The 23,693-nt window shown below is 68.5% G+C and carries 13 protein-coding genes, 1 tRNA gene and 1 pseudogene; 13 read left to right on the top strand and 2 right to left on the bottom strand.

Annotation, left to right across the window (positions count from 1 at the left end; translation table 11 throughout):
- Positions 1-37 precede the first annotated feature (37 nt).
- From ACOOGH_RS05215 to ACOOGH_RS05240, 6 genes and pseudogenes are all read left to right on the top strand, one after another.
- A pseudogene (locus ACOOGH_RS05215) lies at positions 38-1,180 on the top strand (serine hydrolase domain-containing protein); the annotation flags it as partial.
- 178 nt (positions 1,181-1,358) lie between these two features.
- Positions 1,359-1,442: transfer RNA gene (locus ACOOGH_RS05220), tRNA-Leu, on the top strand.
- 37 nt (positions 1,443-1,479) lie between these two features.
- Positions 1,480-2,433, top strand: coding sequence for a 3-hydroxyacyl-CoA dehydrogenase NAD-binding domain-containing protein (locus ACOOGH_RS05225; RefSeq protein WP_420447917.1), 954 nt, complete (start codon positions 1,480-1,482; stop codon positions 2,431-2,433).
- A 118-nt stretch (positions 2,434-2,551) separates the two neighbouring features.
- Positions 2,552-5,854: a VPS10 domain-containing protein gene (locus tag ACOOGH_RS05230; RefSeq protein WP_420447918.1), complete on the top strand. Its 3,303-nt coding sequence runs from the start codon at positions 2,552-2,554 to the stop codon at positions 5,852-5,854.
- Positions 5,855-5,970: 116 nt separating this feature from the next.
- Positions 5,971-7,278 (top strand): hypothetical protein, encoded by a 1,308-nt coding sequence (locus ACOOGH_RS05235; protein WP_420447919.1) that lies wholly within the window; start codon positions 5,971-5,973, stop codon positions 7,276-7,278.
- Positions 7,279-7,394: 116 nt separating this feature from the next.
- On the top strand, positions 7,395-8,561 hold the full coding sequence (locus ACOOGH_RS05240) for a pyridoxal phosphate-dependent aminotransferase (protein WP_420447920.1): 1,167 nt from the start codon (positions 7,395-7,397) through the stop codon (positions 8,559-8,561).
- A gap of 3 nt (positions 8,562-8,564) precedes the next feature.
- Here the strand turns inward: ACOOGH_RS05240 and ACOOGH_RS05245 are convergent, their stop codons facing one another.
- Complete coding sequence (locus ACOOGH_RS05245) at positions 8,565-9,320, bottom strand: enoyl-CoA hydratase/isomerase family protein (protein ID WP_420447921.1); 756 nt, start codon at positions 9,318-9,320, stop codon at positions 8,565-8,567.
- A 337-nt stretch (positions 9,321-9,657) separates the two neighbouring features.
- Here ACOOGH_RS05245 and ACOOGH_RS05250 point away from each other — a divergent pair, with 337 nt between their 5' ends.
- The 7 genes from ACOOGH_RS05250 (at position 9,658) to ACOOGH_RS05280 (ending at position 22,407) form a co-directional block, all read left to right on the top strand.
- Positions 9,658-10,908 (top strand): efflux RND transporter periplasmic adaptor subunit, encoded by a 1,251-nt coding sequence (locus tag ACOOGH_RS05250; protein WP_420447922.1) that lies wholly within the window; start codon positions 9,658-9,660, stop codon positions 10,906-10,908.
- On the top strand, positions 10,905-12,293 hold the full coding sequence (locus tag ACOOGH_RS05255; protein WP_420447923.1) for a TolC family protein: 1,389 nt from the start codon (positions 10,905-10,907) through the stop codon (positions 12,291-12,293). The genes ACOOGH_RS05250 and ACOOGH_RS05255 overlap by 4 nt, the downstream gene beginning before the upstream one ends.
- Positions 12,294-12,295: 2 nt before the next feature.
- Positions 12,296-15,706, top strand: a complete 3,411-nt coding sequence (locus tag ACOOGH_RS05260) for an efflux RND transporter permease subunit (RefSeq protein WP_420447924.1) — start codon at positions 12,296-12,298, stop codon at positions 15,704-15,706.
- Positions 15,703-18,807, top strand: a complete 3,105-nt coding sequence (locus ACOOGH_RS05265) for an efflux RND transporter permease subunit (RefSeq protein WP_420447925.1) — start codon at positions 15,703-15,705, stop codon at positions 18,805-18,807. Before ACOOGH_RS05260 ends, ACOOGH_RS05265 begins: the two co-directional genes overlap by 4 nt.
- A 207-nt stretch (positions 18,808-19,014) precedes the next feature.
- The gene (locus tag ACOOGH_RS05270; RefSeq protein WP_420447926.1) at positions 19,015-19,563 is read left to right on the top strand and encodes a peptidylprolyl isomerase; all 549 of its coding nucleotides are present in this window, start codon (positions 19,015-19,017) and stop codon (positions 19,561-19,563) included.
- A complete protein-coding gene (locus tag ACOOGH_RS05275) occupies positions 19,553-20,716 on the top strand; it encodes a P1 family peptidase (RefSeq protein WP_420447927.1) in 1,164 nt (387 codons plus the stop codon). The genes ACOOGH_RS05270 and ACOOGH_RS05275 overlap by 11 nt, the downstream gene beginning before the upstream one ends.
- Positions 20,713-22,407, top strand: a complete 1,695-nt coding sequence (locus ACOOGH_RS05280; protein ID WP_420447928.1) for a 4Fe-4S dicluster domain-containing protein — start codon at positions 20,713-20,715, stop codon at positions 22,405-22,407. The genes ACOOGH_RS05275 and ACOOGH_RS05280 overlap by 4 nt, the downstream gene beginning before the upstream one ends.
- 18 nt (positions 22,408-22,425) lie before the next feature.
- On the opposite strand, the gene ACOOGH_RS05285 is transcribed toward ACOOGH_RS05280, so the two are convergent.
- Positions 22,426-23,661 carry a flavoprotein gene (locus ACOOGH_RS05285; RefSeq protein ID WP_420447929.1) on the bottom strand — a complete coding sequence of 412 codons (1,236 nt, stop codon included), beginning with the start codon at positions 23,659-23,661 and terminating at the stop codon, positions 22,426-22,428.
- Positions 23,662-23,693: the final 32 nt, after the last annotated feature.

Genomic DNA, 23,693 nt, shown 5'->3' on the forward strand with positions numbered 1-23,693 from the left:
GGGACCCTCGAAGGACGGAGGACCAAGGATGAACAGAATGCCCAAGCGCCTCCTGTGGGGCGTACTTCCGGTGCTCGTGGTTGGCGGAGCGCTCGCGGTGGCGGGTGTCCCCGGGTCATCGGCGGCTGAGTCGGCGGCCGAGTCGGATGCAGGTCGCCTCGATCGGCTCAGCGGTGCCCTGGAGTCCTATGTAGAGGAGGGGGAACTGGCCGGCGCGGTAGCACTGGTCGCCCATGAGGGGGAGGTCTCCTATCTGGAGGCGGTCGGCCATCGCGATGTGGCGGCCGGCGACCCCATGGAGACGGACGACATCTTCCGCATCGCCTCGCAGACGAAGGCGATCGTGAGTGTGGGCGTCATGATCCTGCAGGAAAAGGGGGGTCTCCTCATCTCCGACCCGGTGGGCCGGCATATGCCGGAGTACATGGAGACCACCGTCGCGGTCGCCGATGGAGCGGGCGGTTACGAGATTGTCCCGGCGAACCGGCCGATCACGATCCGGGATCTGCTCACCCACACGGCCGGGATCGGCTACGGAGGCGGACCCGCAGCCGACCTGTGGGCGGAGGCCGGCATCCAGGGCTGGTACTTCGCGCACCGCGACGAGCCGGTCCGGGAGACCGTGCGGCGCATGGCCGCGCTCCCCATGGACGCGCAGCCGGGCGAGCGCTTCGTCTACGGATATTCGACGGACATCCTCGGCGCCCTCGTCGAGGAAGTGTCAGGCGAGCCGCTGGACGATTTCCTCCGCACCCGGATCTTCGAGCCGCTGGGCATGGCGGACACCCACTTCTACCTGCCCGACGAGAAGCGCGACCGGCTCAGCGTCGTGTATTCGGCCGCCGAGGGCGGACTCGCACCGGCGCCCGACCCGGGCGGGATGGTCGGCCAGGGCGCGTACGTCGACGGCCCACGCACGAGCTTCTCCGGCGGCGCGGGGCTCCTCTCCACGGCGCACGACTACGCCCGCTTCCTGCAGATGATGCTGAACGGCGGCGAACTCGACGGCGCCCGCATCCTGTCGAGCAAGAGCGTCGACCTGATGACGGTCAACCACGTGGGGGACCGTTTCAACTGGGACGGCGGAGTCGGCTTCGGGCTCGGGTTCAGCGTGTTGGCCGACCTCGGGGCGCGTGGAACCCCTGGCTCGGTGGGCGAGTACGGGTGGGGTGGCGCGTACCACTCGACGTACTGGGTGGATCCCGCCGAGGATCTCGTCGTCGTCTACTTCACGCAGCTCATCCCGGCGGCCGGCGTGGACGATCACGCGAAGCTGCGCAGCTGGTGTACCAGGCGCTCGACGAGATGCAATAGCCGCACGCGGCCCTCTGTGGTAGATCTGAGGGCCGCGCTCGCGAGCCGGAGTGGCGGAACTGGCAGACGCGCCGGACTCAAAATCCGGTGGGAGCAATCCCTTGAGGGTTCGAGTCCCTCCTCCGGCATGACCCTTCGCCCTCCTTTCCCGACGATGTCAGCTCTGTGACCCAGCCCACGATCCGAAGTGTCGCCGTCGTCGGGGCCGGGGTCATCGGACGGAGCTGGATCCGCGTATTCGCGAGGGCCGGCTGTGAGACGCGGGTCTACGACCCCGATCGCGAGCAGTTGGCGCTGGCGCTCGATTGGGCGCGGGAGTCCGCGGAGGAGGACGAGGCCCTCGGGTTCATCGGTTCCGGGGCCGCCGCCGCGGAAGGGCGGGTGATCCGCCGCTGCGATACGCTGAACCAGGCGCTCTCGGGCGCCGGGTGGGTGCAGGAGAGCGGGCCTGAAACCCTCGCGGTCAAGCAGCGGATCTTCGCCGAACTGGACGCCGCGGCGGGTCCCGACACGATTCTGGCCAGTTCGACCTCCGCCCACGGCATGTCGCGGATCGCGGACGGGCTTGCGGGTTCTCACCGATGCATCGTCGCACACCCCGTGAATCCGCCGCACGTCATCCCCGTGGTGGAGGTCCTCCCCGGGGAGGGGACCGACCCCGCAGTGCTGGCCACGACGCTCGCCTTCCTGGAGAGCGTGGGGCAGTCGCCGGTACAGATGAACCGCTACCTCCCCGGTTTCCTCCTTAACCGGCTCCAGGCGGCCCTCATCCGGGAGGCAGTCTTCCTGTACGGCACGGGCGCCGCCTCGGCGGAAGCGATCGACATCGTGGTCCGGGAGGGCCTGGGGCTCCGTTGGGCCCTGCTGGGACCGTTTGGGACGGGCCATACGAACGCGGACGGCGGCGCGGGCGAATACTACCGGCGCTACGGGGACTCCTACCGCGATCTGTGGGCGGATCTGGCGTCGGATCCGGACCTCTCGGATCGCGTGATCGACGGAATTCACGCCGAGACCGAAGCGATGCATGGTTCGGACGCGACCGCCGCCCTCTGCGCCTGGCGCGACCGCATGGTGCGACGCATCCGTGCCCTCAAGGACGACGATCCACTACCATGAGCGGCCCGCCACCTCAAACGCCGGAGGACGCGCGGGTGTTTTTCGTATCGTCGGGCGTGACTCTCACTTTCGACCGCGTTGCCGCGCCGAGCGCCACTATCGCCAGGAGTCCCGAACCATGCTGAAGCGCGTCGCAGTACCTCTCATCCTCACGTCCCTCCTCCTCCCGGCCCCGGCGGCCGCGCAGGAGGCGGTGGCCGATGAAGACTTCATGGCCGAGCTGGAATGGCGTTCGATCGGCCCGGCGAACATGGCCGGGCGCGTCACCGACATCGAAGGGATCCCGGGGACGGGGACCTTCTTCATCGCCGGTGCGACGAGCGGGGTCTGGAAGACGACCAACAACGGGACGACCTTCCGGCCCGTGTTCGACAACGAGCGCGTCGTCTCGATGGGCGACCTCGCGATCGCGCCGAGCAACCCCGACATCGTGTGGGCGGGCACCGGCGAGGAGGACTCGCGCAACTCGATCTCGCCGGGGGGCGGGATCTACAAGTCGGTCGACGGCGGGCTCACCTGGGAGCTGAAGGGGCTCGAGGGGACGCAGGCCATCGGCCGCATCGTCGTTCACCCGACGAAGGCGGACTGGGTATACGTCGCCGCGCTCGGCCACCCGTGGGGCGCCAACGACGAGCGCGGCCTGTACCGCACAAAGGACGGCGGCGATACCTGGGAGCGCGTGAACTTCGTGTCGGAGGACGCCGGATTTGTCGACATCGACATGCACCCGCAGAACCCGGACATCCTGTGGGCGACGAGCTGGGAACGCGTGCGCGGCCCGTACTTCCTGCAGAGCGGCGGCCCCGGCAGCGCCATCTGGAAGTCCACCGACGCCGGCGACACATGGGAGAAGGTCGAGGGCAACGGCCTCCCGGAGACGATGCTGGGACGGCTCGAGGTCGCCATCGCTCCGAGCTATCCCCAGGTCATGTATGCGATGGTCGAGGCGGAGGCCCCGGAGGAAGCGGATGAGGACGGAAACCGCCACGCCTCGGGACTCTACCGCTCCGCGGACGGCGGCGAGTCGTGGGAGTTCATGAACTCGAACAACTCACGGCCCTTCTACTATTCCGGCGTCTGGGTGTCGCCGGACGATCCCGATTTCATCTACTGGTCTTCTCTCTTTTTCTCGCGGGACGGGGGCCGCACAGTGGGGAACCCGGCCCAGGGCGTGCACGTCGACTATCACGCACTGTGGTGGGATTCGTCCGACCCGGACCACTTCATATTGGGCAACGACGGCGGGATCGCGATCACATGGGACCGCGGCGGCAACTTCGAGTTCCCCAACCGCATCCCGATGGGACAGTTCTATGCGGTCAGCTTCAATATGGACACGCCCTATCGCGTGTGTGGCGGCCTGCAGGACAACTATACGTGGTGCGGGCCGAGCACACGCGCCGGCGGCTCCATCGACAATCATATGTGGTATTCGATCGGGGGCGGTGACGGCTTCTACGCGCCGCAGGATCCGACGAACCCGGACATCGTGTTCGGGGAATCGCAGCAGGGACGGATCTACTGGCGGAACACGCGCACGGGCGAGCGACACCAGCTGCAGCAGCCCGACTGGCGTGAGCGCACGCAGACGCTGCGCGACTCGGTCGCGATCCTGACGGGCGATGACCCGGACAATCCCCCGGCGGCGAACGTGGCGCAGATCGAAGAACTGCAGGCGCTCGTCGCTCAGGATTCGGCGCTCTACGACATGCGGTTCAACTGGAACACGCCGCTCGAGCTGTCCCCGCACGATCCGCAGACGCTGTACATCGGGGCGAACCGGGTCCTGAAGTGGACGTACGAGACGGACGAGATGGCGCCGATCTCGGACGACCTCACATACGCGGATCCGGAGAAGATCGAGATCGCCTACAACACGACGGGCGGCATCACGCCGGACGTCACGGGGGCGGAGAACTTCGCCACCATCGTCTCGCTCGCCGAGTCGAAGCTCAACGAGGGCGAACTCTACGCGGGGACGGACGATGGCCGCGTGTGGCGGACGCCGGAGGGAGCGGAGTGGATCGAACTCACCGATCGCTTCGAGGGCGTTCCGGAGGGCACGTACGTGAGCCGGATCGAGCCGTCGAGCCACGACCCGAACCGCTTCTACGTGACCTTCGACAACCACCGGCGCGACGACTACACGCCGTACGTCTACGCCACGGATGACGCCGGGGAGACCTTCCGCTCGATCTCGTCGAACCTCCCGACCGGGGCGCCGGACTTCGTGCACGTGGTCCGCGAAGACCCGGTGAACCCGGATCTCCTCTTCGTGGGGACGGACGTGGGGGCCTACGTGTCCACGGACCGGGGCGGGTCCTGGACGCGCTTCATGAACGGGCTGCCCACGGTTCCGGTCCACGACCTGAAGATCCATCCGCGGGAGAGCGAGATCATCGCGGGAACGCACGGTCGCTCGATTTTCGTGGCGGACATCTCCCTCCTGCAGCAGCTCGAAAGTGGTCGGCTGCCCGAGGCGGTGACGGTGTTCCAGCCGAAGACGGCGATCCAGTACGGGGATCCGCCCGTGGGCGGCGAGTTCATCGCGCAGAGCACCTTCCAGGGAGACACGGGGGACTACGGGGCGCAGATCTCCTACTACGTCCCGGAGGATGTCGCGGAGGCGCTGGCCGAGGCGGCCGAAGCGGAGGCGGAAGAAGAGGCGGAAGAAGAGGCGGAAGAAGCCGAGGAAGAGGAGGCCGAAGAAGCGCCTCGCGGTCCGCGCGGTGGAAGCGCGCGCCCGCAGGCCTCGATCGCGATCCTCAACTCGGCGGGGGATACCGTGCAGACGATGAACGGCCCGGCCAGCGCCGGCGTGCAGCGCGTGCGATGGACGTTCAACCGTCGGTCCGCGCCTCGGGAGCCGTCGCCCGCGGATCGGCTGGACAGCCTTCGCACCGCGCGCATGTATGAGGCGGTTGGGGATTCGCTGGTCGAGCACGAGGGAGTCGCTCGGGAGACGATGGATCAGGTGCTCTCGATGATGCAGGGCGGGAACCAGGGCGCGATCATGCGCATGTTCGGCGGCGGCGGCGGTGGAGGAGGCGGTGCGGGCGCCGGTTGGCAGGAGCGGCCGGCCGAGCGCTATCCGCCGCCAGGACAGGCGGGGCAGGGCGGAGGCCGAGGAGGGGGCCGCACCGCGGCCATGGCGGCTGCCGCGGCCGCCGCGAGCGGCGCCGACCCCGCAGCCATGCGCACCGTCTTCCAGCAGGTGGCCGAAGCCGTGCGGGAGCGGGGCGGAATGTCGACCTTCCGCCGCTTCTTCGGCGGGGGCGGCGGCGGGGGCGGCCTGGCCGATCCCGGGACCTACACGGTGGCGATCACGCTCGGCGACGAGACCTTTACGACCCCCTTGGAGGTAGTACGGAAGGAAGGGTTCGGCTTCTGGGACGAGCCCGACGGCGAGGACGACCGCTAGGTCTGCGGCTCTCGTGGCCCGCTGGAGCGGCAAACGTTCGCCGCTCCGGCGGTGTCACACGGCGCGATAGCCGCTGAGCGGAGGACCAGCGTACCTGCGGAGACCGGGGCGGGCGGATGATGAGCGACAACGAGGGGAACGGGGCGCCGATCCTGGAGAAGATCCGGAAGCGGCGCATGCTGCAGATCGCGCTCGTGTATGTGGGCGCGGCCTGGCTCGGCGTGGAGATCACGGACTTCATCGTCGGGACCTACGCGTTTTCGAGGAAGATCCTCGATACGGTCGTCTTCCTCGCCATCCTCGGGTTCCCCGCCTTCCTCGTCATCGGCTGGTACCACGGGGAACGGGGCCCCCAGCGCGTCCGCCGCGCCGAAGCCTGGCTCCTGCTCACCCTCGCCTCACTGGGCGCCATCGGCACGTACCGGATCGCGACGGCCGAACCGGTGGACGTGGAAAGTGCGGATATCGCTGCGCCCCCCGCGGTCGCGGACGGTGCAGGCGAAGTAATGCGTTTCGTGGGTTCAGACCCCGATCTGGGGCGGAACTCGCTGGCCGTCCTGCCCTTCCGGAACAATGTCCCCGATCAGGCACTCGAGTGGCTGGGGGCGGGACTGGCCGATCTGCTCACGACGAACCTGGCGCAAATCCCTGGCCTGATGGTCGTGGGCCGGCAGAGCCTTTACGACCTCCTCATGGAGGGCGGCGTCTCCGAGGAGGAAGAAATCCCCGAGGCGCTGGCGATGACGGTGGCGCGTGCGAGCGGCGCCCGCACGCTGCTCTGGGGCAGCGTGACCGGATCGGCCGAGGACATGCGCATCGACGCCCAGTTGATCGAACTGGAGAACGGCACCGTGGCATCGGCCGATTTCGTCCGGGGCGACGACGTGTTCGCGCTCGTCGACAGCCTCAGTACGCGGCTCGGAGAAGAACTGACAGATAATCGGCCCCCGAGCGGTGCGGTCCGCCTCAGCCACCTCGGAACGCGGAATCTCGAGGCCCTCGCCGCCTTTCACCGCGGCAATACCCTCGCCCGCGCCGGCCACATGGAGGAGGCCGAAGCGCACTATGAGCACGCCGCCGAAATCGACAGCGCCTTCGCGCTCCCGTTTCTCACGGCGCGCGTTGAGTTCGACGGGGAGGGGTCTGCTCCCACCGGAGGCGACGCGGCGGAAGCCGAGCGTCGGCGAGGCGACTGGCGGGAACGCCGCGGTGCCCCACTCCTCCGGCGACTTCCAGAGGAAGTAAGGAGACAGCTGGCGGGTCTCGACGGAGACGACCTCCGGGCGGCCCTCGACTCGTTGATGGACGGCGCGATGTCCGGCGTCCGCCTCCTGGTCACCGAACGAAGATCCGGGGGAAGCGAGTCGCCGGGGGAACCGCCTCCCGGACAACCTCCGCGCCGGGATCCCCCGCCTCCCGACTGAGCCGAGACGAGCCGCCGCGCTGGACGTTCGCCGACGTGCGGCCCATGTTCCAACGAGGCATGAGCGGGCGCCGCCTCCCCGCAGCGGTGGCGTCCTCGGAACATCAGGGAGGGCACATGAAGCGACGGGCGTTTCTCCGAACCGGACTCACGGGCGCCGGCGTTGCCGGCATCGCCGCCGCACCCCTTGCCGCACCCCTCGCGGGCGCAACGACGGCGCGCGGTCTCGACACCATCTTCAACCCCCGCCGACCCGGACGTGACTACAACGGGCCCATCCGGCTGAGTTCGAACGAGAACCCGCTCGGCATTGCCCCGTCCGCGCGGCAGGCGATCATCGACGGGCTCGACGAGGCGAACCGATATCCCGGCGCGACCGGCGAACTCGTGCGCGAGGCGCTCGTCGCGCGCCTCGGCGTCAAGCCCGGCCAGCTCTTCTTCGGCTCCGGCTCGACCGAGATCCTTCGCATCGCCGCGGCGGCCTGGGCGGCGCCCGGCGGCCGGCTCATCTATGCCGAGCCGACGTACGAGGACGTCCCCAGGTACTCGCAGCCGTTCGCCTACGATCACGTCACGGTTCCGCTCACGGGCGACTACGCGCACGATGTCGACCGCATGCGCGAAGAGGCCGCGAAGTCGTCCGCGCCCAGCGTGATCTACTTCTGCAACCCGAACAACCCCACCGGTACGCTCACCTCGACCAGGCCGATCATGGACTGGATCCGCGACGAGAGCGAGCAGCACCTGTTCCTCGTTGACGAGGCGTACTTCGAACTCGCGGACGACCCGGGCTACGAGACGTTCATCCCGCTCATCGAGCGCCATCCGAACCTGATCGTCGCCCGCACCTTCTCGAAAGTGTTCGCGATGGCCGGCATCCGGCTCGGCTACGGGATCGCGCACGAGGCCACCGTCCAGCGGGTCCTCCCGTTCGCGACGCGGAATGCGCCCAACCATGTCGCGGGCGTCGCCGCCATCGCCTCGCTCGGCGACGCGGACTTCTTCGCCAAGAGCGTGAAGACGAACAACGAGGCGAAGGCGGTCATGCACGACGCACTCGGCCAGCTCGACATCGAGGTTCTGCCGAGCCACACGAACTTCATCATGCATCGCATCAAGGGCGAACTCGCGACCTACAACGAGCGCATGTTCGAGGCCGGGTTCAATGTGGGCCGTCCGTTCCCGCCGATGACGGACTGGAGCCGGCTCTCGATGGGCCTCCCGTCGGACATGGAGAAGCTCGCCGAGGTCATGATGGACTTCCGCAAGAAGGATTGGATCTAGAGCTCAGCGGGCTGCGGAAGAGCGGCCGAGGGTTCGCTTCAGGTAGCCGCGGATGTGTTCCCGCGTGTCGTCGGCAGTCCAGATCGTTCCGAGTTCGGCCTCCAGGTCGGCCAAGCCACCCGGAGGAGACGCGAACTGCCGCTTCGTGAGGCTGTACGTGGCCGCCGGGATCGAGGCCAGGTCGAGCGCAACCTCCCGGGCCCGGGGGAGGAGTTCATCCGCCGGGATGACCTCGTCCACGAGGCCCCGCTCCGCCGCCGCCTCGGGATCGTAGAGGCGGCCGAGCAGCATGACCTCGCGCTGATACTGCGCCGATACGGCGCTCCGCACGATCTCCGACGCGATGGGGGGGAAGGGAACCCCCACCTTCAGTTCCGGAAGCCCGACGCGTCCCCCTCCCGAAGCCATGAGCCGGTAATCGCAGGCGCAGGCGATGACGGCGCCGCCTGCGACCGCATGACCGTTCACGGCGGCGACGAGCGGCTTCGGGAACGCGCGGAGCATCGAGAACAGCGCCCCGAGGCTGTCCAGCAGTGCTTCGACGTACCGCGGGCCCTCATCGACGACGCGGAAGAGCTCGACGCCCGCCGAGAAGGCGGACCCGGTACCCGTCAGCACGACGGCCCGCACCGAGTCGTCATCCCGGACGCGGTCGAATTCCGCGGCCAGGGCGTCGGAAAACTCGACGGTCAGGACGTTCGCCGGTTCGTGCGCCATCCGGATCGCCGCCGCTCCGCTCTCATCACTCCTCTGGATCATGCCCTCTCCTCCGGTGCCACTTCTGTGGTCCTACTAGTGAAATAGTTGCCCGGGAGTCCTCCCCCGCCTAGGCTCCATCAGGGGGCGGGAAACCCTCTGTTCCGGGAAGCGTACAACGGTTCGGACGCATTCGGGTGTCAAAGCCCCGATCCGTGACGTTGATAAACCGTTGACAGTCTTGCGATAGATACGTTGAGGCGCGACCCGACGGGCCAAGTGTCTGCACGCGCCCGGACGGCTCGTTACTCTCCGGGGAACGCCCCGGGTGGCTGCCTGAAGACCGGCGGCCGGAAACGCGGCCCATGGAGCGGCCGGAAAAAACAGCGGTGCGAGGCTTATGAAGGCACGTCATTGGGTCACGTTGATTGTCCTGCTCATCGCGGGTGCGGCCGTCTTCGGCATCTTCATGCGGCTGAACGAGGACGAGGAGGAGGGGCCGGAGACCTTCGGCGATCCCGCCGCGGACTCGGTGGCCGAGGCGGTGCGTGGGACGGCTTCGGCCGCCGCTTTCGCCACGGATATTTTCCTCCCCGTCGAAGGTGCCGTCATTCAGCGCGACACCTTCGTGCTCTGGGTGACGGCGAGCGGGCGCGCCGCGTCTCTCCGCCAGGCGCCGCTCCATTCGGAGGTCGAAGGGCCGGTGGCCGCCGTCCCGGTCCAGGAAGGTGGGTACGTCCGGGCGGGCCAACTCCTGGCTCGTGTCGACCCCACCCTCTACGAGATCCGGGAGCAGCGCGCGGAAGCCCTGGTGGCGCGCGCAGAAGCGGATTATCTGGACCGCGTACTCTTCGATGAGGACTTACCCGATTCAGTCCGGCTTGCCCGAGCCGAGCAGGCCCGCATCCGGGTGGCCCTCCCCGATCAGGAGGCGGGTCTCGCAGAAGCGCGCTACGAGCTGGAAAAGACCCGGATCGTCGCCCCCTTCGCCGGCTTCGTGGCGAACCTCTCAGTGGCGCAGGGGAGCCGCGTCCGGGCGGGCGACTCGATCGCGACCATCGTCGACCTGTCGGAGATCGATATCGACGCCGAGGTCCTCCATTCCGAACTCCCGCTCATCGAGGTGGGACGGGAGGCGACGGCGACCTTCCCCGCGCTTCGCGGAGAGGTCTTCCAGGGACGGGTCGTGAGCCTGAACCCGCTGGTCGATCCCGAGACGCAGACGGCGCGGGTCACGGTGCGCCTGTCGAACCCCGAAGCCCGAATCGTCCCGGGGATGCCGGGGAACGTGCGGATTGCCGGCCGGCAGCTGGCGGACCGGACGTTCGTGCCGAAGGAAGCGGTCGTCGAACGGAACCGGCGCCAGGTCGTGTTTGTCTTCGAACCGGGGGCGCCGGGCTCGGAGACGGGGCGCGCGCAGTGGGAATACGTGACGCTCGGTCTGGAGAACGACACTCAACAGGAGATCATCCCCAACCCGGACGGAGACGACACTTTCGTGCCGGCGGGGGGCGAAATCGTGCTCGTTGACGGTCACGCTACGCTCACGCACGACGCGCAGGTGCGAATCGAGAATCACAGCGACCTCGAGACCCCTCCGGAACCGCCCGCGGACGGCACTGCAGGCGGCTCCACGGGCGGCTCGCGATGAGGTTCGGCGTCGGAGGCTGCCGGCCGGAGTTCCGTGGTGCGCTTGCCATCGTCGTCCTGCTCATGGCCGGAGGGCTTCCGGTCGCATCACAGGCGGCCGCGCAGGGACCGCCGCTCCCGGACACGCTCGATATCGCGAGGGCGGTTCGAATCGCGATGAGCGAAAGCCCGGTCCTGAGGGGATCTCGTGCTGCGGCGGACGGAGCCGGAGCCGACCGGTTGGCGGCCTGGGGAGCGTTCCTTCCGGACGCGTCAGTCAGCTTGAGCCTTGGTCGCTCGAATTCCACGGTCTCAACATATGAGGCCCAGGAAGGACCTGCAGAGCGGCTGCAGGAACGTCTGACGTACACCTCGCAGTCCGCTAGCCAAGGGTTGAATCTCAATCTGACACTCCTCGATGGAGGTCGGCGCTTCGCGGAAATCCGGCGTAGCGCGGCGAACCTCCGAGGCGCCCAGCGACGGTATGACGATCAGCAACGCGCCGTTGTCGCGGCGGTGAGGCGTGAGTTTCTCGAAGCCCTGCGGCGCCAGGAACTGCTGGAGTTGACACGGACCCAGATCGCCGACCGCGAACTCGAACTCGAGATCGCCAGCCGGCGGTATGAGATAGCCGCTGTGGAACGCACGGATGTTCTGGGTGCCGAGTTGAACCTCGTGGACGCCCGGATCCGGCTCATAGCGGAACAGAACCTGTTGCGGGTCGGGCTCCGGCAACTGGTGGTCTCGATGGGGCTGCCGCCCAAAGCGGGCGAAGGGCTCTTTCTTGCCGGGGATGAAGGCATGCCTGCCGGAATACCGGACATCGAAACCATCGTCGGCGCGGCCGTGACCACGGATCCGGGACTTGCCGCGCTGGAAGCAGATCGGTCTGCGGCCTCTGCCTCACTGTGGTCCGCCCGCACGACATACCTGCCCCGGATCACCGCGACTCTCGGTTTGAATCGCGGCGAGAACTTCGGCTCCGATGCCTCGTTCTGGCAGTTCGACCCAAGTGACACGAACACAAGGTTCGGTATCTCAGCTTCCTGGAGCATCTTTGACGGTTTTGGCAGGGAACAGCAGAACGCCCAGGCATCGGCCGCCAAACGGCAGGCCGAGGAGGACTATCGGCGGTTACGGCTGGAGATCGAACGCGATGTCAGGCGTTTCGGCGCCCAGATCGAGGAGCTGGCACAGACGCAGGAGTTGCGGGAGCAGGCGTACGAGATCTCGAGCGAACGTCTCGAAATGGAGCAGGAACGCTATCGGTTCGGCACTACGAGTTTCATCGAGCTCCAAAACGCGATCGACGCGGTGCAGCGCGCGGAGACCGCCCTGACCCAGAATCGGTACGATTACCGGATCGCCTGGTCGAATCTGGCTGAATACGTCGAGGGCAGACCCTAGCCTTGGCGCTTCCCGACGTTTCGCTTCGGCGGCCGGTGGCTACGGCGATGCTCTACGTGGGCATCGGCGTGCTGGGCGTGGTGTCCTTCCTTCGGCTGCCGATCGATCTGTTGCCGGATGTCGCCTTTCCGACGCTTTCGGTGTGGACGACGTATTCGGACGCGGGGCCCGCCGAAGTCGAACGCTTCATTACGGAACCCGTCGAGCAACAGCTGTACTCGATCCCGGGGGCGCGCCGCATCTCTTCACGGTCTCGTGAGGGACAGTCGCTTGTCCAGCTCCAATTCGCGTGGGGTACGGACATGGAGTTCGCGACCTTACACACCCGCGAGAAGCTGGATAATCTGTCCGACAGGCTCCCTGAAGGCTCGGAGCGGCCCACGATTCTGAGATCGGATCCGACCAGCGATCCGATCATGACGCTGGCGGTGAGCGGGACCGACCTGCGCAGCCTGCGCGACATCTCCGAAGTCGTCTTCAAGCGCCGTCTGGAGCAGTTGGACGGCGTCTCGCTCGCCGGGCTGACGGGCGGACCCGAGCGGGAGCTGCGGGTCATCGTGGACCCGGAGTACCTGGACGTGCACGAGGTCTCGATCAACGAGATCTCGAACGCGCTCGACCAGGCGAACTTCAACGCCCCGGGGGGCACGATCCAGCGGGGCCGCTTCGAGTACAGCCTGCGCACGCTGGGCCAGTTCCGGGAGGTGGGGGAACTGCTCGACGTCGTCATTTCCCGCCCGACGGGGCCCGGCGTCCGTCCGGTGCGGCTCAGCGACGTCGCGACCGTCGCCGACACGATCGCGGATCTCGAGACGATCGCCCGCTTCAACGGAGAGCCTGCGGTCGGGCTGCAGGTGTTCAAGGAGGCGGGGACGAACACGGTCCGCGTGGCGGATGGGGTGCGCGAAACGCTGGATCAGCTGGGCGAGGAGTTCCCGGAGGTATCGATCGAGGTCGCTTCCAGCCAGGCGGCCTTCATCCGGGACGCGATCTCGAATGTCGTTTCCGCGCTGCTGCTCGGCGGCGCGCTGGCGTTCCTCGTGCTCTTCCTCTTCCTGCGCGATCCGAGGTATCCGCTGGCCATCGGGCTCGCCATTCCGATCTCGGTCATGGCGGCGTTCGCCCTCTGCTACGCCTTCGACGTCAGTCTCAACATCATGTCCCTCGGCGGCCTCGCACTCGGGGTCGGCCTGCTCGTCGACAACTCCATCGTGGTGCTCGAGAACATCTTCCGGCACCGCGAGGAGTCGGGCGGCAGCGCGCGGGAATCGGCCGGGCGGGGCGCCCGGGAAGTGGCCGCCGCGATCACGGCGTCCACGCTGACCACGATCGCGGTGTTCGGTCCGGTGCTGTACGTAGAGGGTGTGGCGGGGGCGCTGTTCGGCGATCTCTCGCTCGCGGTGACGTTCTCCCTGCTCGCCTCGCTGCTCGTCGCGCTCACGCTGCTTCCGGTACTGGCGGCTCAGGTGGCCCGGGGGATGCGGGGAGAGCCACCGGCCGACGTCGAGAGCGAGACTTCCGCATCGGAGCAGGTCGAGGCTGCGCAGGCCGAGCGGCCGGGCCGCGTGCGCCGGGCCGGCCGAGCCGTTCGGGCAGGCGCCGTCGCGTCCGTGCGAGGCGTCGGGGGCGGGATCGCCTACGTGGGGCGCTCCGTCCGGCTCACGGGCGTCGATGTCGCGACGGGCGGCGGCAGGTTCCTGGGCCGGGTCTTCGGTCCCTTCCTGCGGGCCTTCGAACGCGGGTTCCTTCGTTTCGCGGGCCGGTACGAGCGGACGCTCGAATGGGCACTGGAACACCGGCTGGAGGTGGTCTCGATCGCCGTCATCGCGCTCGCCGGCGCGGTCGTGCTCGCGGCGTCGCTTCCGCGCGGACTCATGCCGAACGTCGACGAGCGGCAGTTCTGGGTCGAGCTCAACCTTCCGCAGGGGACGCCGATCCGCACCACGGACGCGGCGGCCCGGAATGTGGAGCGGCTCCTCCTCGACATGCCGGATGTCTCGGGTATCTTCACGAGGGTGGGCCGCAGCCGGGGCAGCGAACTCGCGGCGCGCGACCTGACCGGACTCAACAATGCGGCCCTCGATGTCCAGCTCGCCGGATCTTCCCGGCCCACGCCCGAAGCCATCGCCGAACTGCGCGAGCGGCTCCCGGGGAGCGGGCTGGATCCGGCCTTCGTGACGATCGAGACCGGACGGGCCACCTCGCTCGGCAGGGCGCTGGCGATCGGGGAGGCCGACCTCGCGGTGAAGGTGCAGAGCGGGGAGCTGGATGAACTCGTGCCGGTCGCCGAGGCGATCGAGACTCGGCTCGAGAGCGTCTCGACGCTGGCCGATGTCCGACTGGACTTCCTGCGCACGCAGCCGGAACTGGTGATCGAGGTCAACCGGGAGGTGGCGGCCCGGCACCAGATAACCGTGACGGCCGTTGCGACCGCGATCGAGGATTACCTGCGCGGGTCGGAGACGAGGAACGCGTACTCGGTATTCGCCGACAAGATCGACATCCGGGTGACGATCCCGGAGGAGGCGCGGCGCGAACTCGACCGCGTACTCGCGCTTCGGCTGCAGGGCGTGCCGATCGGTGAACTCGTGACGGTCCGGCAGGGGTTCGGTCCGGTCGAGATCCGGCGGGAGGACCAGAACCGCACGATTCAGGTGCTCGCGGACGTAGCCGACGGCGGACTGCGGACGGCCGTGCGGGAGGTGGAAGCCGCGATCGCGGACATCCCGCGGCCGACGCTCACGACCGTGCGCGTGGGCGGCGAGAACGAGGAGATGCAGGACAGCTTCCGCTCGCTCACCTTCGCCTTCGCCCTCGCCCTCGCGCTCGTCTTCCTCATCATGGCTGCGCAGTTCGAGTCGCTCGTGCAGCCGCTCGTCGTCCTCACCGCGGTACCGCTGGCCGCCATCGGGGCGGTGACGGCGCTTTGGATCGCCGGGGACGGCGTCAACGCGATGAGCGGGATCGGACTCGTGATCCTGATCGGCATCGTCGTCAACGACGCGATCGTGAAGGTCGACTTCATCAATCAGCGGAGAAGATCCGGCCTGACGAAGCGGAATGCGATCCTTGAAGCGGGCCGGCTCAGGCTCCGTCCGATCGTGATGACGACCATCACGACCGTGGTCGGGCTTCTTCCGCTCGCCGCCGGGCTGGGAGCCGGGGCCGACCTCCGCGCGCCGCTGGCCGTAGCGGTGATCGGCGGTCTCATCTCCGCGACGTTCCTCACGCTCATCGTCGTGCCCGTGGTATACTCGATCATGGTCGAACCATCCGTGTCGGTGGGGCGGGAACCGGACCCGCGGCCCGAGCGTCGCGATCCGGCAGCGCTCCAGCCGAAGGCGGGATACGGACTCGGCGGCCGCTCCGGGCCGGCCGCCCCGGGAATGGCGCGAGGGAGCGTGGAACCATGATCGATCTGGCCATCCGCCGACCGGTGGCGACAGCGGCGATCTACGTCGCGCTCTTCGCGCTCGGCGTGACGAGCTTCCGACTCATCCCGGTCGAGGACCTGCCCGAGGTCGAGTTCCCCCGTCTCACGGTCGCCGCCACCTGGAACGGAGCCTCGCCCGAGGCGCTGGAAGCGTTCGTGACCGCGCCGCTCGAAACCGTCATCCAGCAGGTCGGCGGCGTGGAGAAGGTCATCTCGGAATCATCCGCCGATCCGCGCGGGACGGGCTCCAGCGCCCGGATCGACATCGACTTCGAGCGCGACACACGCATGGAGTTCGCCCGTCTCGAGCTGAGCGAACGGATCAACTCGATCCGGGATGAGTTGCCCGAGGGCGTGATGCCCAGCCTCTCCGAGTATGTCCCCCAGGAATTTGCGGAGGAAGAGGAGCAACTCCTCAGCTTTTCGCTGACGGGGCCCTATACGTTCGCGCGCCTGGGGGAGATCGCCGAGGAGGAGATCGAGCCGTTCGTGCGGGGACTGCCGGGCGTGTCCGCAGTGGAGGTCTACGGGGCCGAACGCCGCGAGATCGCCGTCGAACTCGACCGGGGCCGGCTGGAGGCGCTCGGGCTGCGGCCGGAGGAGGTCAGCGCGCGGATCGCTGAGCTTTCCGAGCCGAAGGCCCCGGGATCGGTCGAACTCGATGGGCGGCAGTTCGCCATCGCGGTCCGCACCCGAGCTCTCGAGGTGTCGGACATCGCGGACATGATCGTCCTCACGCGGCCCGACGGCGCGGTCCGCGTGGGCGATCTGGGGCAGGTGCGCGACCAGACGGAAGACCCGAGGATGCTCTGGCGCATCGACTCCCGGCCCACGATCTCGATCAGCGTGTACCGCCAGTCGGGCACGAACGTGATCCAGGTCGCGGACGATGTGAAGGCCGCGATGACCGACCTGGCCTCCACGCTCCCGGCGGGCGTTGGGCTCGAGTTGCGGAGCGATCAGAGCGAGAACATCCGGGAGCAGCTCACGGAACTGCGGCTCCGCGCCATCGCGGCCGCGATCGTGATCTTCATCGTGCTCACGATCTTCCTGCGGTCGCTCGGCGCCGTCCTCGTCGTGTTCGCGACGATCGGCTTCAGCATCCTGACCGCGGTGAACTTCCTCTACATCGGCGGTTTCTCGCTGAACCTGCTCACGCTGTGGGGGCTGGCGTGGGGGTTCGGCCTCGTCGTCGACAACGGCATCGTCGTGCTCGAGAACGTCGAGCGCCACCGCCGGGCGGGTGCGGGCCCATCCGATGCCGCGCGCCGCGGGGCGCGCCAGGTCGTGCTGCCGGTCCTCGCCGCGACGATGACGACCGCGATCGTACTCGTACCCTTCCTCTTCCTGCAGGGGGAGTTGCGGGTCTACTACCTGCCGCTCTCGTTTGCGGTCGGCTTCTCGATCATCGCGAGTCTGTTCGTGGCGTTCACCTTCGTCCCGGCCCTCGCCTCGCGGGTCGCCCGCATGCGGGATTCCGCCGGGGCCGTGGTCGATCCGGCCCTGACGACGGGGGAAGCCGCGTCGGCGCCGACCCGGCGGTCCGAACCGCTCTACATCACGGGATACCGGTCGCTCCTCGGGTTCGCGCTGCGGCATCCCGTCCTGATCGCGGTCGTCTGCCTCGGGAGTCTCGCGGGGAGCTGGTACCTGTTCGACGAGCACGTGAACACGGGGAGGTACTGGAGCGGATTTGGCGGAGGCGGCAGCGGCATCACGATCACGATCAGCTTCCCGCGCGGCGCGGGACTGGAGCGCGCGGACGAACTCACGCGCTCCTTCGAGGCGAAGCTTGCCACCATCGATGAAGTGGAACGCTTCGAGGCGCAGGTCCGGCCGAACTACGCGTACATGCGCGCGGAATTCCCGGAGGAGATCGAGCATACGTCCATCCCGGTGGCCATCAAGGACCAGATGGTGGCGTACAGCTATGGGTTCTCGGGCGTCGATGTCTTCGTGCGCGGATACGGTCCCAGCTTCTACGGCGGCGGCTCGAGTCCGCCCAACTACAGCCTCCAGGTGCTCGGGTACAACTACTTGACCGTGCAGGAGATCGCCGAGGAGATCGCGTCGCGTCTGACGCGATTCTCCCGCATCCGCGACGTGGACCCGAACGCGAACAGCGGCTATTACCGGCGCGACAAGGAATTCGAGTACTACGTGGAGCCGGACCGTGAGGCGCTGGCGGCCTACAATCTCCCCGTCTCGCAGTTGCTCGACTACGTGTCCCGCAACATTGAGGGCCGGCCGTCCGGGAGCCGGATCAGGGTGGGCGGAGAAGAGGTCCAGTACGCCGTCAAGGTGGACGGATACCGCGAGTTCGATTTCTACGATCTGAGCGACCTGCGGGTGCCGATCTCCTCTCGCGAGGAGCTTCGGCTCGCCAACGTGGCGGAGGTGGGGCGCCGACAGGTTCTGGCCAGCATCCGGCGCGAAGACCAGCAGTACGAGAGGACGGTGGCCTGGGAGTTCCGAGGCCCGGTGAAACTCGGCGACGTGGTCCGCGACGCAGTGGTGGACGCGATGGAACTCCCCCCGGGATACAGGATCGAGAAGTCGCGCTTCGGAGGCTGGACGACGGAGGAGACGACGCAGATGTGGGTCGTTCTCGCCTTCTCCATCCTCCTCATCTACATGGTGACCGCGGGTCTGTTCGAGTCGCTCGCGGCGCCCTTCGTGGTGCTCTTCTCGCTTCCGTTCGCCCTCATCGGCGTCTTCCTCATCTTCTTCTATACCGACGCCACCTTCACCCGCACCGCGTTCATCGGCACGATCATGATGGGCGGCATCGTCGTGAACAACGCCATCCTTGTGGTCTACCACATCGGCGAATTGCGCAAACGCATGCCGACGGGCGCCGCAATCGTGCAGGGGACGTTGGAGCGCGTGCGTCCTATCCTCATGACGACGCTTACGACGGTGTTCGGACTCCTGCCGCTCGTCCTCTTCGCCTCGTCCCAGGATGAGAACATCTGGAACGCCCTCGCGCTGGCCACCATCGGGGGGTTGATCTCGAGTACCCTGTTCGTGCTTGTCGCAATTCCCGTGGCATATCGTTACATCGTCGCACGCCGCGTTTGACGGCACGCCCGCCGGCAGGCCACGGGCTGTTGGGGGCGCACACGAACACGAAAGCTGACGGGGGTCGAGATGGCACGGTCGCGTCTATCCAGGTCCGGTTTCAGGCCGGGTTGGCTGCTCCTCGGGTGTCTGCTGGCGGGGACAGCCTGTGAAAGGGGCGGAGGGCCGAGCGAGTTTCTTCGGGACCCGGCTTCGGCAGAGGTGAACATGACGGCTCCAGAGACGTTTCAGGCTCGCTTCGAGACTTCGAGAGGCACGTTCGTAGTGGAGGCGCACCGCGAGTGGGCCCCCAACGGTGTGGACCGCTTCTACAACCTGGTGGAAAACGGGTTCTTCGACGACGCGAGATTCTTCCGCGTGATCGCCGGCTTCATGGCCCAGTTCGGGATCAATGGGGATCCGGAGATCCAGAGCGGGTGGCGGGAGGCGAACATCCAGGACGACCCGGTGGTGATGGGGAACACGCGCGGGCGGATAAGCTTCGCCCAGACATCCATGCCGAACAGCCGGAGCACGCAGCTCTTCATCAACTTCGGCGACAACTCGCGGCTGGACGGGATGGGGTTCGCCGCCATCGGCGAGGTCATCTCGGGTATGGACGTCGTCGACGCGCTCCACTCCGGGTACGGTGAGGGGGCGCCGGGCGGGAACGGGCCGAGCCAGGGGCGGATTCAGGAGGAAGGGAATGTCTACCTCGAGGCGGAGTTCGCCGACCTGGACTACGTCGAGCGGGCGACCATCATCGGTGGAAACTAGGGGGACGCTCAGCCGGGCGGGGTCGCTGGCGGCGCTGGTCCTCGCGGCCACGGGGGTGTTGTCGCCGACGGAGGCCGTTGGCCAGGAGGCGGGGGAAACCGGCCCGGAGCGGCCGCGCGCGAGGGAAGCGGGCGTCCTGATCGGACGGCTGCCCACGGGGCCGCTGAACGCGATCACAGATGTGCCCGGGGTGCGCGTGGGCCACCATACCGTGTGGGTCGGCGACTCGATCCGGACGGGCGTCACCGCGATTCTCCCGCACGGGGACAACGTCTTCGAGCGGCGGGTGCGGGCGGCGATCGCGGTCGGGAACGGGTTCGGGAAGCTGGTCGGGCTGAGCCAGGTCAATGAACTGGGTGAACTCGAGACGCCGATCCTCCTCACGGGAACCCTGAGCGTGTTCCGCGCGGCCGACGCGCTCCTGGACACCATCCTCTCGCTCCCGGCGAACCGCGACGTGCGGTCGATGAATCCGGTCGTCGGGGAGACGAACGACGGATACCTGAGCGACATGCGCGTGCGCCCGATCCGGCCCGAGCATGTGCGCGGGGCGCTGGGGACCGCGGCGAGCGGTCCGGTGGAGGAGGGGGCGGTCGGGGCCGGCACGGGGACGATCGCCTTCGGCTGGAAGGGCGGAATCGGGACCTCGTCGCGACGAGTCGAGGTGGGCGGGCGGATCGTGAACATCGGCGTGCTCGTGCAGAGCAACTTCGGGGGCTCGCTGCGGATCGATGGCGTGCGGGTGGGCGAGAAGCTGGCCGCGGCCGGGCTGCGCGGCGGCCGGGCGCAGGGGGACGGCGATGGCTCCGTCATGATCGTGATCGCGACGGATCTGCCGCTGGCCCACCGCGAACTCGACCGGGTGGCCGACCGCGCGTTCATGGGGCTCGCGCGGACGGGTTCCTATATGTCCCACGGTTCGGGCGACTACGCGATCGCCTTCTCGACGGGCGAGGGGCCCGCCGTGCGGGACGGCGGTTCGTTGTCCCGCGTTTTCGAGGCGGTGGTCGAGGCGACGGACGAAGCCGTCATCAACTCGCTCTTCCGGGCGACATCCGTGACGGGGCGCCGGGGACGAACGATCGAAGCGCTGCCGCTCGAACCCACGCTGGGGCTCCTTCGCGAGGCGGGCGTTCTCGGGACGCCGCGGTGAGACCCCTGATTCCCGCATCCGAGCAGCCACCGCTGCCGCAGGGGCGCTTCATCGTCGACGAGGACCCCGACCCGGAGGCCGTACCGCTTGATGTCCTCTTCGTAGGTGGAGGTCCCGCCGGGCTGGCGGGTGCGATCCGGCTGGCGCAACTGTCGGCGCGCGACCGCGCCGAGGGCGGGCCGCTCGCCGACCTCGAGATCGGCGTGCTTGAGAAGTCGGGTGAACTCGGGGAGCACTGTCTCTCGGGGGCGGTCGTGAACCCGGAAGCCTTCCGGACACTCTTTCCTGCTCTCGACGAGTCGGAGCTTCCGTTCAGGGGACGCGTTGCCGGCGACCAGGTGCTGCTCCTCACCAGGCGGAAAAGGGTCCGGGTCCCCACCCCGCCCACGATGCGGAACCACGGCCATCATGTGGCCTCGATCTGCGAGATCGTGCGCTGGCTGGGCGGGCAGGCGGAGGAACTCGGTGTGAACGTCTTCACGGGGTTCCCCGCCGATGCCCTCCTCATGCGCGGAGGAGGGGTCCTCGGCGTCCGCACGACGCCGGCGGGTCTCGACCGGGAGGGGAATCCGGCTGGCGGCTACATGCCGGCCACGGATCTCTCCGCGCGGGTCACCGTTCTCACGGAGGGTACTCGCGGTCCGCTGAGCCAGGCGTGGCTCGAGCGGGAAGGCGTCGGCTCGGCGAACCCGCAGATCTTCGCGCTCGGAGTCAAGGAACTGTGGGAGGTCGCGCGTCCGCCCGACTCGGTCACGCATACCATGGGCTGGCCGCTGCCGCGGGATGCGTTCGGGGGGAGCTTCATCTACCCCATGGGCGGCAATCTCGTGTCCCTGGGGCTCGTCGTGGGGCTGGATGCGCCGTACGTGGACCTCGACGTGCACGCGCTGCTGCAGCGTCTCAAGCAGCACCCGTTCGTGCGCGCGATCCTGGACGGGGGCGAACTCGTGGAGTGGGGGGCGAAGACGATTCCCGAAGGCGGGTACCATGCCATCCCGGACCGTCTGAGCGGAGATGGGTTGCTCGTTGCGGGAGACGCGGCGGGACTGGTGGATGTCGCCTCCCTCAAGGGCATTCACTACGCGATGACGTCCGGCATCCTCGCGGCGGAAACGATCGGCCGGGCGCTGTCAGATGAGTCCGAGCAGTCCGGGGACGCGAAGGGGGCGGTGGCCGCGGCTCGCCTCTCGTCCTACGACGCGATGCTCAGGGAGAGCCTGATCCGGGACCCGCTCCACCGCAACCGGAACCAGCGCCTCGCCTTCAAGTCCGGCTTCTTCTCGGGAGGCCTCAAGGCGGGGCTCATGCAGGTGACGGGTGGCACGTTTCCCGGGACCCGGATCGCGAGCGGACCCGACGCGACGGACCCTCGCCGCAAGCGGCTGGGCCTCGAGTCCGCGTATGAAGGGGAATATGCGGTGGCCAAGGTCGACGCGGTGTTTCGCTCCGGGAACGCGACCCGCGACGACATCCCTTCACACCTCGTGATGAGGGGAGAGACGGAAGAAGGCGTGTCGCCGGAGATGGCGGAACTGTACGCGAGCCTTTGCCCCGCGGGCGTGTACGAGCGCGCCGGCGACCGGCTGGTCGTGAACGCGCCGAACTGCATCGACTGCAAGGCGACCGATGTCCTGGGTCCCCGCTGGACGCCGCGCGAGGGCGGCAGCGGCCCCACCTACAAGCGCATGTGAGGCCACGGAATGCCCGGGTCAGCCTGCCCGGGTCGCGCGCGGGGCGCTCCGTCCAAGGAGCGAGAAGGCGTCGGCGACCTGCTCGTATCCCGTCCGCATGAGGAACGCGGCATTCTTGCCGAAGCTCTTGGCGCCCAGAATGAAGAAGCCGGGTTCGGGATTCCTGAGGGTCTCGGGTCCGAGCGTACCCTCGTCGATGCAGCAATCGGCGCGCGCGTCGCCCGACGCGCCCCGGGCGTCGAGGAGTGCGGCCGAGATGCCCATGGGGCCGAGGGACGCGTAGCAGGCGTGCACCTGGAGCTGGCGGTAGAGGCGGTCATCGGGCTCGTAGCCGACGTTGGCCACGATCCGGTCGAAGCGGTCGTGGCGCACGGTCCCGGCGATCTCGAGGTCGACCTCGAACCCCTGCGGCTGGGTGTGCGCCACGGCGAGCAGCCGACTCCGGGGAAGCCACTCGCAGCCGGGGGGCGGCTCGGCGGCGACCGCGTTGGCGCGGCGCGTGAGTTTCACGCGCTCGGGGAGCGGATCGTCGGCGATGGGCCGCAGCGGGAGGCGGTGGGATTCGCGCGTGGCCCATGTGAACCGCGTGCCGGGTACGGCCCGGGCCAGGCTCGCCAGGGCACCCGCGGTCGAGGCGGCGGAATGGCCGCTGCCGAGGAGGAGCGTGCGGCGCGCCGCGTAGCGCTCGCGCCGGGCGCCGAGCGCATCCGGGACGTGGTATTCGATCGCCGCTCGGGCGGATCGCTCGCCGACGGCGGGCGTGCCCCCCGGTCCCGCCCAGTTCGGCCGCCCGTACGTCCCCGAGCAGTCGAACACGGCCCGGGCGAACACCTCGGTCTCGGCGCCGTTCTCCTCTACGAGAAGCCGGAAGGGCTGGTCGGCCCGGGCGGCCTCGCCGAGCGCCTCGCCCTTCAGCCGGTCCGCCCGGGCGACGTCCCGTACGCGCGCCCCTTCGCGGACCTCCACACGGGGCCGCAGGGCCGCGGCCAGGGGCAGCAAATAGTGCGTCCGGAACTCCGCGCCCGTGAGCAGCGCCTCACCCGCCGGCAGCCCCACGCCCCGGCCGCGCAGCAGCTCCAGCCCCGCCGGCCCGGCGTTCCACTCGAATGGGGAGAAGAGTCGCAGCCAGCCCCAGGCTCGGACGTGATCCGCCACCGTCCCGGCGTCGAAGAGGACCGCCTCGAGTCGGGCCCGATCGGCCCGTGCAGCGGCCTCGAGCCCGGTGGGCCCCGCTCCGATGATGGCAAGATCCATCACTCGCACCCGCGCCGGCTCCCATCCTGGTG

The sequence above is a fragment of the Candidatus Palauibacter sp. genome (assembly GCF_965213655.1).
Lineage (GTDB): Bacteria > Gemmatimonadota > Gemmatimonadetes > Palauibacterales > Palauibacteraceae > Palauibacter.